This window comes from Psychrobacter sp. TAE2020 (assembly GCF_018919485.1).
In the GTDB taxonomy this organism is placed as follows: Bacteria; Pseudomonadota; Gammaproteobacteria; order Pseudomonadales; family Moraxellaceae; genus Psychrobacter.
Map to the genome: position 1 here is coordinate 1005255 of NZ_JAHLMU010000001.1, position 13150 is coordinate 1018404.

The following is a 13150-nucleotide window of genomic DNA, read 5'->3' on the forward strand; positions in this document are numbered from 1 at the left end:
TTTGGTATCGACTATAACTCCCCTACTCTTTGCCTTAGTCGCTATTAAGGTGTAATGGAAACTATTCATGCTACGCTCTGTTTTTACTGTTCCTGTTATGTCTTTATTGGTGCTTAGCTTGACTGCTTGTCAGCCTAGTGGCTCAGACAAAGCCGATTCATCAAGCGCTTGGTCTTGTGAGATTAAGGACTCGCCTTTTAGTTATAGTGTCTGTCACCTTGATAAGGCGGCTCTAAAAGGCTCTGATTATTCGTTGCAGCTATTTTGGCAGCAACCTGATAGCGATCAGCCCTTGCTTACTTTTGATAAGTTACTGGCCACTTTACCCTCTAATCAACAGTTGGCCTTTGCCATGAATGCTGGAATGTATAATGGGCATTATGCACCGATTGGTTATACTGTGATTAAAGGTAAAGAGATAAAGTCACTGAATCTAAAACCAGGCGGCGGCAACTTTCACTTATTACCGAACGGGGTGATTTGGTGGAATAAACAAGGGGAAGTGCAGATTACGGAAAGTAATGCTTTGAGTGCTCAGCTTAAAACTGGGGAGGCACAGCCTTGGTATGCCAGTCAGTCAGGACCTATGCTGGTCATCAATAATGAGATTCATCCAAAGTTTAATGCTGATGGTACTTCGCTAAAGTTCCGCAATGGGGTTGGGGTTTGTTTGGATGGCCGTATGCAGTTTGTAAATAGTGATGAGCCCGTTTCATTCTATCAGTTTGCCAGTTTATTTAAAGACCAGCTACAATGCCCGAATGCGCTGTTTTTGGATGGAGGTATTGCCTCAGCTCTCTATGCCCCTAGTATCGATAAACACGATAAAAAAGATATGGGGGTCATCATTGGTGTAGTAGCAGATAATCCGTAACGCAGTAGACGCTGGAATTGAGGAGTTATTTATCTTTAACCCATAACGCTGGACTTAGCTTGCTTTAATAGTTGTATCTCCGTGGGTAATTTTATCCACTATTGCTTGATAAAAGCCTTATAGAGCTTTATTTTTAGCCATAATTTAGAGTGGTATAATCTATTGCTAGTCATTTTTGCAAATACTCGCATACAGCTGAGATTTTTCTGCCTAGCCAAATGGGCAACCTGCCTAGCTATATACTCATTTATTTGGACTTTCAGATTACGCCTAGCTCCCTCTCAATATGTATTATTATTTTAAAGGCTTTATTCAGAAATTAGTATATCTATGCGCCCCTTGTTAGCTAAACTTTGCTACAATAGCGCCAATTTTTTCTATATTATTTAACTGCTTCATCACTACTTTGAGAGACCATTATGGGTTTTAACTGCGGTATCGTCGGCTTACCAAACGTGGGCAAATCTACATTATTTAATGCCTTGACCAAAGCGGGAATCGCCGCTGAAAACTTTCCTTTTTGTACTAAAGATCCCAACACTGGTATCGTTCCAGTACCTGATCCACGCTTAAAGAAATTGGCTGATATCGTCAAGCCTGAGCGCGTGTTACCGACTACTATGGAATTTGTCGATATCGCAGGCTTAGTCGCTGGCGCCTCAAAAGGCGAAGGCATGGGCAACCAGTTCTTAGCTAATATCCGTGAGACCGATGCGATTGCCCATGTGGTACGTTGCTTCGATGATGATAACGTCGTACACGTCGATGGTCGCGTAAGCCCGATTGATGATATCGAAACTATCAATACTGAATTGGCATTGGCCGATCTAGAAGCGGTTGAGCGGGCTATTCATAACTTGGGCAAAAAAGCCAAGGGCGGCGATAAAGACGCCCAAGCTATGCTAGATGTGTTCAAAAAAATCGAGCCTATATTAGCAGAAGGTGAAGCAGCACGTACCGCTAACCTAGATAGCGATGAGAAAAAACTTATCAGAAGCTACGGTTTAATAACGCTTAAGCCTACTATGTATATCGCTAACGTCAGCGAAGATGGTTTTGAGAATAACCCTTATCTTGACGCTGTACGCAACTATGCCACTGGCGATGACTCTATCGTGATTGCTTTATGCAATCAAATTGAGTCTGAAATTGCACAACTTGACGAAGGTGATAAAAAAGACTTCTTGGCTGACATGGGTATGCTCGAGGCCGGTCTGGACCAAGTGATTCGTGGTGGCTATGATCTACTTGATATGCAAACTTACTTCACTGCTGGAGTTAAAGAAGTACGGGCATGGACCGTAGAAGTTGGTGCCACTGCACCACAAGCAGCTGGCGTAATTCATACTGACTTTGAGCGTGGCTTTATCCGTGCTGAAGTCATCGCTTATGACGACTTTATTGAACATAACGGTGAAAAAGGTGCAGCAGCTGCAGGTAAATCACGTTTAGAAGGCAAGACTTATATCGTGCAAGATGGCGATGTGATGCATTTCCGCTTTAACGTTTAAACCAATGATCTAATGTCTTGTTTTAACCCCTTTCGCCTATAACTAAAGCCAGCCTCGATGCTGGCTTTTTTATGGATTTTATTTTAGTCTAGGATTGTGCTGTTGCCATTAAATAATAACTCATAGCGTATGATTTTAGGTAAACTCAGCTTACATAGTTAGCAGTACTGTAGGCTGACTATGAATGCTAGTATCATTAACCCAGCGCTGTTGTTTATAGTCTTTAACAGCCTATAGCTAGGCAGCCGCTTTAAAACAACAATAATAAATAAGGGATAATAATCTATGAGCACGCCATTAACTAAGCCAAAAAACACTGCTGAACATTGGACCCGATTATTCAACGCTCAACGCCTAGGCAGTGACAAAAAAGCGCCCGCACAAGACAGCGCTCGTACCTCGTTTCATAAAGATTATGATCGTCTAGTCTTTTCCCACTCGTTTCGTCAGCTCAATCAAAAGACCCAAGTACACCCTTTGACTAATCAGTTAGGCATTCACACTCGTTTGACTCATTCATTAGAAGTGTCTTGTATTGGTCGCTCATTAGGTATGATGGCCGCTGAAAAACTGCATGACAAGCTCGCTAATGGCTTGCCAGCTGGTGTATCGCCAGCTGATGTCGGCGTCATAGTACAAGCGGCATGCCTAGCTCATGATATCGGCAACCCACCCTTTGGTCATGCTGGTGAATACGCCATTCGAGATTGGTTCTTACACCCTGATCGCCACAGCGTATTGCAAAAGTTAACTGCTAATCAACGCTTAGATATCACCAACTATGAGGGCAATGCACAAGGATTTCGACTATTAGTCAGTAACGAGCATCACCCTGATAAGGGCGGCATGCGCCTAACTTGTGCGACTTTAGGGGCGTTTATGAAGTACCCTTGGCTATCAGTTCACAGCAATGATGCTAATAGTGATATGGCAAGTGTACAAAAATTCGGCTGCTTCGCTAGTGAAGCGCAACAGTTAGAACAACTGGCTGCTTGCTTGCAGCTGCCTTACTCCTCGCAGCATGATGGTTTTTGTCGCCATCCCCTTGCCTATTTATTAGAAGCGGCAGATGATATTTGTTATGCGCTGATAGACTTGGAGGACGGTATTCATTTAGACATGCTCAGCTATCCGGAGGTTGCGACTATATTTTATGAGCTGATTGGTGAGCGCCTCGATGCTATTGCTGCACCGACCCAAGTCTCAATAAGACAGAGTCTGGCCTCGCTCAGGGCCCGAGCTATGATGCGCCTAGTAAATACGGTCACTGATGCTTTCGTCGCTAATAGTGAAGCGATGCTGTCAGGAACACTAGAAGGCAGCTTATTTGACCATTGCGATGCCCCTGTTCAAAACGGTATTATGCAAGCTAAGCAGTTGGCTCGTGAAAAAATATTTAATCATCCTACAAAAGTACGTATGGAACTGATGGCCAATCAATGTCTGCATCGGCTACTAGATGCCTTTATGCCGCTGGCTTGGACAGCCGTGGGTAAGGCACCGAAACCCTTTGAGCAGCAGCGCTTGTTAAGCTTATTACGGCCTCATCTTAATGAGCATCGGCGCTCATTAACAGCAGATATTTATCATAACATTCTTAATATCTTGGACTTTATTACTGGAATGAATGACCATGAAGCTTATCGGTTGGCGCAAGAATTGCAAGGTAATTGGGGTACAATGGTTTAAATAAACAAGCTATTTATCTGATAACTGTGGTTTTTATTCGTATTCTTATAGCGAAATGAGTATGATAGCCCTTAACTAGGTAATTTCTGAATGATTATGAGTAGTCGTGAACAAAAAAAACTTCAAACTCGGCATGCATTTTTTAATGCAGTATTAGACTTGTGTATCACCGGTCAAGCCTTTAGCTCGATCAGTTTACGCCAAGTAACTCGCGAAGTTGGCGTAGTACCGACCGCATTTTATCGACATTTCGACGATATGGAATCGCTGGGTCAAGCGCTGGTACTTGAAGAATTGGGTAGCACTTTAGCGACCTTACGTGACGGCCTGCAAATAGGCCGAAAACGCAGCTACGATCGACAAATAGCCAAAAGTATTCAGCTATTCTTACAGACAGTCAGTGAGCAGCCACGTTATTGGCAATTTTTAGTTAGCGAACGCTTTGGTGGTTCAGAGTCTGTACGTAAAGCAGTTAGTGAATTGATCAAGATGCATACAGAAATTTTGGCTGAGGATTTAGCACTACAACCCGCTTTCGCTCATATCAATAATCATGATCTACGCTTGCTCTCTGAAGCTGGTATAAACATGTTCTTTTCTTGGATTATTGATTGGCTAGAGCTGACTTACTCTGAGGCGCATGATGACGAAGCTGATATAACAGCCATTGAAGAGCGCAAACAATTAATGTTACACAATTGCACTCGCCAAGCACAAATGCTGTTCTATGGGGCTTATAACTGGAAATCTAGCGAAGAGACGCTGCTGGATGATTAATTATTAAACCTTAGATACAAGCGCTGATAATTGTATTTAAAATATGTGCAAGGCACAGCTAACCACTGTTAAAACAGGGTTTATACCTCCATAAAACCATAGGTAGAATGTAAAACCTATTTACTGCAAGTCTTTGATTTATAAATTTTATTTTTAATAACTAGTGCGTAGAATGTATCTTACAACTCATCAACTTAAACTATCAAAAATCCGCAGGTAGGTAAGTTGGGCGCCGCTTGCGACCCAAACAGCCTGTTATACAATAATCATAACTTGCCAAAATAAAAAGACCCCCTCGCATCAAAAATGTAGAAACACAAATTCGAATTTATACTAATGACGAAAACAAAGTCTGTCAGACAAAATAAAGCTTGCCGTATCTTAGGCCGATGCTTCCAATAAATACCATCTTGGCAAATCATAATCAAGTAGCCAAATACATTGCTACAAAACCCAATGATTCTGTGGGTTGATACCCACGCTACGCCAAACTTAAATAGAAACTGTTATCACAGCAATATCAAAAAACCATTCCCTCTGATATTACCAATTATTAAATGCACCTATTAAAAATTAGGCCGAAACGCCCAAAGTCGCTGGCTGATAACCTTTACTTGTTTGGGTTTTTTATTGTCAGCTGTATTGGCGTTAGGATTGTTATTGCTTGCAGCATCAGCAGTAGGGTTGTCATCACTAGTTTTGCTAATCAATACCGTAGCAAAGCGCTGCTTAGCGGTCTGTTGATCATCACCATCAGTAGCTGTGATTAGCGCCATAAAGGCTTGGCTATCGACTGCTAATAACGGTGTTAGCGCTTGCTGTTGTTCGGCACTAAGCGTACTTAAAGGAGACAACTGCCAGAGATCCGCTATAGTCTCCAACACTTGCTCGCTACGCTTACCAGTAAAGCCGCGCAGCTGTTCGCTAGTGGCCTCGTCCATTAAAGCAGCAAGCAGTACTGGGCTAGCAGTATTGACGTTGATCGGCAAATAATAAGGTACTGCGCTGACATAAGGACGTAGCTTAGCCAATGCTTGAGCATCAATGCCTCGTACTTCTATTAACTGCTCAACACTCACAAAGGGCTGATTGGCCAGGCGCTGATCGGCTGTACGAGATTGCTGACTATACACACTGCCCTCATCACCACCATCTTTATAGACTTCACTATCCGTATAGTGCCAGTCCAATATTGCAATGGCTATCTCGGGTTCTAGCGCTAGCTGAGTCAAAAGACGCTGAAATACTGCTAGAGCTACTTCATCGGTAGCGCCATCATAATACAAGTTATTGATATTGAATCGACTGGCCTCATCACGTAGCTCAGCACTAATACTATGATTACCTAAGCTAAAAGCAGGTAGCGGCTGCGCCCAAACATCGTGCGTGCTGTCAGTCTGATTTAGATTATTGTCCGCACGAATAGCCGTTATCGCTAGCTGTTGACCGGCCTCTATATCTTGTAATAATTGATCTTGCTTAAATAGTAGTCCACTACAACGAATGGCCACTTTTTGACTAGCCAGCATTGAGCCTGCCACAATAGTGATGCTGACGACTAATAACAATATCGTCAGTAGCGCAACCCCACGCTGAGAGTTTGCTGAGGCAAGCATACACTTCTCCTATTTATTGAGCGCTCGGTCCGTTTGCAGCATTACTGTTGCTGCCATTACTGCCATTACTGCCATTATTACCGTTGTTGTCATTGCTGCCGTTATTACCATTGTTATTGTTATTATTACTGCCATTGCCGTTGCTAAGATCATTGCTCTTGGCTTTGCTAGTGTTAGGCGCTGGCTGTGCTGCTAAAGCAAATTGCCAAGTGATAGGCAGCTGTTGGTAAGTAAAGCTGAGACTAATCCCTCTAGGCAGTAGCCGTACTTTAGGCTTATTAGTCGTGTTATTTGCTTGGCCTAAGCTATTATTGCCATTGAGGCTATTTTGACTGTCGGCATCTGGAAACTTGGACACCGGCTCTGGTAAATACGCTTGCCAGCTTACCTCTGTCACCCCTTCGAGCAAAATGCTATTTAGGCCGATGCTTTCATTTTCATTATTAGTATATTGCCGACGTATCAAACGCTGGTCACTGAGCAAATACTCAACACGCTGGATGCTAGGGCTAGTTTGATAGCGTGGGTCAGGATCAGCATAACGCATAAAGCTAAACTGCTCATTGCTCAAGCTCATAAATGGCTCAGGCATAGCGGCAGCCTGTTCATCAGCTGCTGGATTATCGTGGTTAGTATCATTAGCGTTGTTGTTGCTATTATTGTTATTGTTATTAGCGTTATTAGCAACCTGACTTTTTGGCTACTAGCCGCTTGATAAGCGATGACTTGACCCATATCCTGCTGTAGCTGTAGATAAGCGTACTGCAGTACTGCTAGATTATCAGCTTGCAGCTGGGCACGCTCGCGAGCCCGGTTAACGCTATCGAATACTTGCCAGCCAGAAATGGCAAGCGCTGCGAATATCACCATCGCTACCATCAGCTCTAATAGCGTAAAGCCTCGCTGCTGTCTCACTATTGACCCCGCCGTTGCTTATTACCAGTAGTATTAGTAGTATCGCTCATTAACACATCGATATCGGTCACGGGGGCACGCGTTTGTCCATCTACTATAGGCGCAATGCTGATATTGATCGCTGTTAAGCCAGGAGCCAAAGCTGCGTTAGTAGTCATCGCCACTTGCCACTCACGCCCTTGCGAAGAGATAGTTTGGATACTATTAGCCGTCAATACTGTCTGCTGTATTCGTAAGTCGGCAGCTACATTTTGTGCCACAAAGTGCGCTAAGGTCCGAGTACGCAGGGTATCGACTGAATTTAGATATGCGCTACTGGCACGGCTAGCGGCTACCGCAACCACCGCTAAGATAGCCAGCGCCACCATCACTTCTATTAAAGTAAAGCCGCTTTGAGACTTAGATAAAGAATGCCTCATCTATAGCGACTCCTGTCCGGTGCTCATGCTGCCATCAGGTAAAATAGTAATCACCTCACCTACTAAGCGCGAATCATGACGCACCTCTATAGTGACAGGGGTTGCCTGTCCGGTACCAAACCATAAGACTTGCGGTACAGTTTGACCCGTAAACCACGGCTGCAACACTCGCCCTTCCTCCTCATTACTATCAGCGCTATCTAAACTAGCAATGCTTAAACTGACCCCAACAGGCATAGTTGGCAAGCTCACCTCTGGTTCAACTGTCCAGCTCGGTGTTGGGGATTGCTCATTACCGGAGCCGGATAACCCTGAAATAGCTGCTGAGAGCTCCATCGAGTTTTTGCCGCTGCCAGCAGTAGAGTTAGCCGTTTGCTGATAGCTTAGATAAGGATTGGATAAGGTGACGATAACGGGCGTGACTTGGCCTTGCTTATCCGCTTGTAGGATTAATCCCATCGGTTGCATACGCTCGGCAGACAGTAGCCGTACGTAGCTTAGCGAATCAGTGAGGTGCTCATAAAAAGCACGGTTTTTTCGTGAGTCGCTGCTGCCAACGGATAGACTCATCATGCCTGCAAATATCGATAAGATAACCACGACTACCATAATCTCGACTAAGGTAAAACCTGCTTGCGAGCGTGGCAATGTTGGCTGTCGCTTAGTTGATGGTACCGAATGGCTTATTGATAGTTAATTGGTAGAGGAAGGTTTGACTGGGATAGGATTATTTGACGAGTAGTGGCTGAATAGAGGGATTAATAGTTTGTGCTTTAATAGAGGAGTTAGTAGTGATACAGGGCGTAAGCATACGTTTAAGCATAAAAAATAGGTGGCCACCAAACGAGGTATAATCTTGCGAGTAACCAGCATGGCGCACCTATTATAAAAAAGTGTTATAGCAGCGAATCGTACAAATTTAACTTTTTAATAAGTAGTATTGCGATGTTCTTCTGATTCAGTATCGATCTGTTCGACCAGCTCTTGCATATCCTCATCCAATACACTTTCATCAATATCTTTACTTAGGTAATGACCTGGTAAGTCCAACATCTGCTGAATCAAAGCATAGCGTAGCGTCTCACGACACCCTAAGTAGCGCTGATAAAAGCTAGAATTTAATAAACCAGCACCCCCTTGACCCATCGCCCAAATAGAGGACAGATAATCTCTGGTACTCATACTACTGTGCTTATCTTTTAGATGAGCGCTGATGATATCGATCAAACGTTTCATACGCTGACGACGGATATCGTAAAGCTCACCAAACAGACGGTTAAGGCCAGTTGAAGAGGCAGCTAAACGTTCCTCTATCTGATTGAGTAACATGGCTTTTTGTGGATTGAGTAGCTGCTGAAAAATCATTCTAGCCACCCCTGCTGAAGGACAGTCATCGATAAGATTAATCACAAACAGTTGTTCTTCATAGCGAATAATAATACGTAAGTACAATTCGTCTTTACTAGAGAAATGCTTATACAAAGTACCTTTAGCTAAATCTAGCTGATCCGCCAAACTGTCGAGAGTGATATCACCATTACCAGATTCTAATAATAACTGCTCAGCCATGGCTAAGATGCTCTCTTCGCGTACTTTGAACTGGTGCTGACGACTCATAACTGCTCCTAATACCCAATAAGGTTAAACACATCACCTTGGCCGCCTAATAATAAGCACAAATTTTCTCTATTATGCTTACTACTACGTAAGACTGAATATGCTTACATTTGTTAATAAACTTTATTAATTAAGGGTCTTTAATAGTCAGGTCACTACACTAACGGCCACTATTTTTGACCGCTTAATGCACCGTCTATATTCACAATTACCCTGTTTAACAAATGACTGACTGGTCATAGCATAACGATTTTAATGATACTGCGCTAGTAAATTTACAAAGTTTTTTGCAGTCAACTCTCCGACCTCATCGCTGCTACAGCCATACATATCAGCTAAGTAACTGGCGACATACGGTACGTAAGCTGGCTCATTAGGACGACCACGTTTAGGTACTGGCGCTAAATAAGGGCTGTCGGTCTCGATAAGTAAACGATCTTTGGGCATTTTTCTTGCAGCGTCTTGAATCATTTGTGCACTCTTAAAGCTTACAATTCCTGAAAATGAGATATAAAATCCTAAGTCCAAAGCACGTTTAGCGGTGTCCCAATCCTCAGTGAAGCAGTGAATAATACCATGCTCAGCGCCCTCGCTTTTTAGGATATTGATAGTGTCGTCTTTAGCATCACGCATATGGACGATAAGCGGCTTTTTAAGGTGCTGACTAGCCTGAATGTGACGAGCTAGACTAGCTTGCTGCGCTAGCTTGTTTTCAGTTGACCAATAATAATCCAGCCCTGTCTCACCTATTGCCCAAACTTGATCGCCACTAGCAGTCTCGATTAGACGCTCAACTGTAGCAGACTGCAATACAGCAATATCCTCACAAGGATGAATACCAACACTCATCCCTAAATTCAGAGTGTCGTCGCTATAAGTATTAACGATATTGGCAATTTCATCATACTCAGCAAAGTCGCACATGATTGCCATAGCGCGCGTGACATTAGCCTCTTTCATAGCGGCAATCGCTCCGGACAATTGACCGTCATATTTCTCTAGATTAAGACGATTAAGATGGCAATGGCTATCAGTAAACATAAATATTCTCGTTATATTGGTGATGCTATATAAATTTAAATTTGCTAGGAAAAGTGTGTTCGAAACAGCTATAAACTACAACTGCTATTAAGTTATAAATATTGCCTTAGTAAACCGATTTTTCAATAGTGCGGTAACAGGAGTCGATGCTAGTTAACACTAGCCAATCGACTACATTAACTAGGTGCGGATTATTAGCACCAAGGTTAGTATTGTCGCCCCATTGCAATAACGCTTCGACGTTAGTGGCCTCCATGCCTTAAAGCTATCACCTACTATACTTTTATAACTGAATTAATCTGTAAGGTCCCTAACTCTATTTGTGTAAAGCTAATATCAACGGCTTTATAACGCATAACAAAGCTGCAATTTAGCTCTTCACGACGATAAGCAGGCCGCGGATCTTGCGCTATCAATGCTATTATTAATACTTTATCAGCCACTACCAACTGCTGCTGCAAGCTATAAATCTTAGCCGCCACTGTGGCTTTAGCAACCTTTGCTGTACCAGCAGTTAACTCAGCCACTTTTTTATCTTCACTATCTATCGGCTTTATATTAATAAGCGCCTCGAACTGCTGCTCAGCTAGCTCAGACATCGTCACTATCAATGATTCAGGAGCGCTTGGAGCAAAGCCACTAGCAGCATCACTATAAGCATCGCTATAACTAACATAAGGCTTAATATCGATGATCGGAGTACCGTCGATCATATCAGCGCCACTAATCAATAATAACACCCTACCCTCAAGCACTTCGATAGCCTCAAGCTTGACTACTGATAATCCTAAACCTGACGGACGATACATACTGCGACTGGCAAATACGCCAAGCTTTTTGTTGCCACCGAGTCTAGGAGGTCTTACTTGAGGTCGAAAGGCAGGTTTATCCGCAGCAGGCGCCGCTTTAGTTTGCTGATCTTGCTCAGAGTTATGGGCACTTTTTTTATTAAGATAATTATGATGAAACTGCCAACTGAGCCAAATATGGCTAAATGCTTCTAAGCCTGCAAAAGCTGCTGGATTATCATAAGGGATGAGCATCTCAATGACACTAATCAATGCTACTAAATTAGGCTGACGCGGGGCACCGAACTTCTGCGATAGCGGTGCACGGTGATAGCCTATGATCGGCGCTACATGAGTTAATTGCTCTTCATCAATACATTTCATCTAAAAAAGCCTTGCTGCTTAGCCATAAAAAACCCTCGGTTATCAGAAAAAACAGTCTATTAAAAGGTTATAAAACCAAAGCAATCGATACCAACTAATCCAGCATAGATAATTATCTACTAACGTTATTCTATTTTATCATGCTAGCGCTAGCTGGTTAGGCGGATTTTTACTTTAAAGTTTGTTATCATAGCCAAGATTATATATTGAGAATAACTTGCATCTATATAACTGGCTATAAAGATAGTCTTTAGCCAATCTTTGACTGGTTATAATGCCATTTTTTTGATTAAATATTTAAAAAAAATAGCTTTTATAGCTATCGTTATAATCATTTATAATACTATTTTTATAAAAATAAACAGTAACGAGGACTTTATGTCAAAATTGCGCACTGAAACGGTTACCGAGGTTCATCATTGGAATGATTCTCTGTTTACTATCAAGACCACTCGTGATGACGGCTTGCGCTTTCGAAATGGCGAGTTTGCGATGATCGGTATGATCATTGATGGCAAACCACTGTTACGTGCTTATTCAATTGCTAGTCCCAATTACGAAGAGCATTTAGAGTTCTTTTCGATAAAAGTACCTAATGGCCCGCTCACTTCACGCTTGCAACACATCAAAGTCGGTGACGAGCTGTTGGTTAGTAAAAAGCCCACAGGGACGTTAGTACTCGATGATCTGTTACCAGGCAAACACTTATATATGCTATCTACAGGTACTGGACTTGCGCCATTCTTGTCTTTAGCTCGTGACCCTGAAGTTTATGAGCGCTTTGAAAAAATTATCTTAGTGCATGCTGTACGTAACGTTGATGATTTGGCCTATCGTGAGATGTTCGAAGAACAGTTACCTAATGACGAACTGTTTGGTGAATGGTACCGCGAAAAATTCATTTACTATCCAACCACTACACGTGAAGAGTTCCGCAATACTGGACGAATCACTGACTTGATGGAATCAGGTAAGCTGTTTAGTGACATAGGCCTACCTCCTATTAACAAAGAAGATGATCGTGTATTGATTTGCGGTAGTATGCCGTTCAATGCTGATGTCGCCAAGATACTAGATGGCTTTGGTCTGACTTTATCGCCACGTATGGGCGTACAAGCCGATTATGTTATTGAGCGTGCCTTTGTAGGCTAGTTAAAAACTGGCTAAAATATTGTTTTGGCAAACCTTTTATAAAATAGTGCTGTGAAAATCAATAATAGGTGATAAAAATAGCTTGACGGTTAAAAATAGCCTGCTATAATACGCCACCTATACAGTTAACCCTGTAGCCCAATTCAATAATGTTAAGCAGCAACGACATTATTACCTAACACGCCGGTGTGATGGAATTGGTAGACATGACGGATTCAAAATCCGTTGCCTTTAAAAGCGTGTCGGTTCAAGTCCGACCACCGGTACCAATACTAAAATACCGCTAGCCTATATGGTTAGCGGTATTTTTTTGTCTAATGCTTTCATAAAAATCAGACAATACAGGTAGTTATAATTGTGAGGCAAC

The 13150-nt window shown here is 42.6% G+C and carries 14 protein-coding genes and 1 tRNA gene; 6 read left to right on the forward strand and 9 right to left on the reverse strand.

The window, feature by feature from the left end; all coding sequences use genetic code 11:
- The first annotated feature begins 67 nt into the window (after positions 1–67).
- The 4 genes from KPY62_RS03920 to KPY62_RS03935 all read left to right on the forward strand — a co-directional run bounded on the left by KPY62_RS03920 (position 68) and on the right by KPY62_RS03935 (position 4851).
- Positions 68–874, forward strand: a complete 807-nt coding sequence (locus KPY62_RS03920) for a phosphodiester glycosidase family protein (protein ID WP_216580909.1) — start codon at positions 68–70, stop codon at positions 872–874.
- 419 nt (positions 875–1293) lie between these two features.
- Complete coding sequence (gene ychF, locus KPY62_RS03925) at positions 1294–2385, forward strand: redox-regulated ATPase YchF (protein ID WP_216580910.1); 1092 nt, start codon at positions 1294–1296, stop codon at positions 2383–2385.
- A 285-nt stretch (positions 2386–2670) separates the two neighbouring features.
- On the forward strand, positions 2671–4074 hold the full coding sequence (locus KPY62_RS03930) for a deoxyguanosinetriphosphate triphosphohydrolase (RefSeq protein ID WP_216580911.1): 1404 nt from the start codon (positions 2671–2673) through the stop codon (positions 4072–4074).
- Positions 4075–4170: 96 nt separating this feature from the next.
- Positions 4171–4851, forward strand: a complete 681-nt coding sequence (locus tag KPY62_RS03935) for a TetR family transcriptional regulator (RefSeq protein ID WP_216580912.1) — start codon at positions 4171–4173, stop codon at positions 4849–4851.
- Between the two features lie 566 nt (positions 4852–5417).
- On the opposite strand, the gene gspK is transcribed toward KPY62_RS03935, so the two are convergent.
- From gspK to tsaA, 9 genes are all read right to left on the reverse strand, one after another.
- Positions 5418–6467 (reverse strand): type II secretion system minor pseudopilin GspK, encoded by a 1050-nt coding sequence (gene gspK / locus KPY62_RS03940; RefSeq protein ID WP_216580913.1) that lies wholly within the window; start codon positions 6465–6467, stop codon positions 5418–5420.
- 13 nt (positions 6468–6480) lie between these two features.
- Positions 6481–7059 (reverse strand): type II secretion system protein GspJ, encoded by a 579-nt coding sequence (locus KPY62_RS13665; RefSeq protein ID WP_228730561.1) that lies wholly within the window; start codon positions 7057–7059, stop codon positions 6481–6483.
- On the reverse strand, positions 7041–7382 hold the full coding sequence (locus tag KPY62_RS13670) for a PulJ/GspJ family protein (RefSeq protein WP_324033801.1): 342 nt from the start codon (positions 7380–7382) through the stop codon (positions 7041–7043). Before KPY62_RS13670 ends, KPY62_RS13665 begins: the two co-directional genes overlap by 19 nt.
- A complete protein-coding gene (gene gspI, locus KPY62_RS03950) occupies positions 7382–7801 on the reverse strand; it encodes a type II secretion system minor pseudopilin GspI (protein WP_216580914.1) in 420 nt (139 codons plus the stop codon). The genes KPY62_RS13670 and gspI overlap by 1 nt, the downstream gene beginning before the upstream one ends.
- Positions 7802–8449, reverse strand: coding sequence for a type II secretion system protein (locus tag KPY62_RS03955; RefSeq protein WP_228730562.1), 648 nt, complete (start codon positions 8447–8449; stop codon positions 7802–7804).
- A 279-nt stretch (positions 8450–8728) separates the two neighbouring features.
- Entirely contained in the window at positions 8729–9418 is a 690-nt protein-coding gene (locus KPY62_RS03960; RefSeq protein ID WP_216580915.1) for a TetR/AcrR family transcriptional regulator, read from the reverse strand.
- 252 nt (positions 9419–9670) lie between these two features.
- A complete protein-coding gene (locus KPY62_RS03965; RefSeq protein ID WP_216580916.1) occupies positions 9671–10459 on the reverse strand; it encodes a TatD family hydrolase in 789 nt (262 codons plus the stop codon).
- Between the two features lie 106 nt (positions 10460–10565).
- Positions 10566–10715, reverse strand: coding sequence for a hypothetical protein (locus KPY62_RS03970; protein ID WP_216580917.1), 150 nt, complete (start codon positions 10713–10715; stop codon positions 10566–10568).
- 19 nt (positions 10716–10734) lie between these two features.
- Positions 10735–11631: a tRNA (N6-threonylcarbamoyladenosine(37)-N6)-methyltransferase TrmO gene (tsaA, locus tag KPY62_RS03975; protein WP_216580918.1), complete on the reverse strand. Its 897-nt coding sequence runs from the start codon at positions 11629–11631 to the stop codon at positions 10735–10737.
- Positions 11632–12009: 378 nt separating this feature from the next.
- Between tsaA and KPY62_RS03980 the strand changes: the two genes are divergently transcribed.
- Both KPY62_RS03980 and KPY62_RS03985 read left to right on the forward strand, forming a co-directional pair.
- Positions 12010–12783: a ferredoxin--NADP reductase gene (locus KPY62_RS03980; RefSeq protein WP_216580919.1), complete on the forward strand. Its 774-nt coding sequence runs from the start codon at positions 12010–12012 to the stop codon at positions 12781–12783.
- A gap of 182 nt (positions 12784–12965) precedes the next feature.
- Positions 12966–13052: transfer RNA gene (locus KPY62_RS03985), tRNA-Leu, on the forward strand.
- Positions 13053–13150 lie beyond the last annotated feature (98 nt).